Origin of the sequence: Paenibacillus etheri, from assembly GCF_001012825.1 — a bacterium.
Taxonomy (GTDB): Bacteria; Bacillota; Bacilli; order Paenibacillales; family Paenibacillaceae; genus Paenibacillus_AQ; species Paenibacillus_AQ etheri.
The window spans coordinates 1-223 of the sequence record NZ_LCZJ02000077.1 but is presented as its reverse complement, the minus strand read 5'-3'; the positions used below and the strand labels follow the sequence as shown (position 1 = coordinate 223).

Genomic DNA, 223 nt, shown 5'->3' with positions numbered 1-223 from the left:
TCGTGAGACAGTTCGGTCCCTATCTGTCGTGGGCGCAGGAAATTTGAGAGGAGCTGTCCTTAGTACGAGAGGACCGGGATGGACGTACCGCTGGTGCATCAGTTGTTCCGCCAGGAGCATGGCTGAGTAGCTACGTACGGACGGGATAAGCGCTGAAAGCATCTAAGCGTGAAGCCCCCCTCAAGATGAGATTTCCCAATTAGTAAGACCCCTTGAAGACGAC

Annotated in this window: 1 rRNA gene; it reads left to right on the top strand. The window is 54.3% G+C overall.

Going from position 1 to position 223, the window contains the following annotated elements:
- A 23S ribosomal RNA gene (locus tag UQ64_RS28900) occupies positions 1-223 on the top strand; the annotation flags it as partial.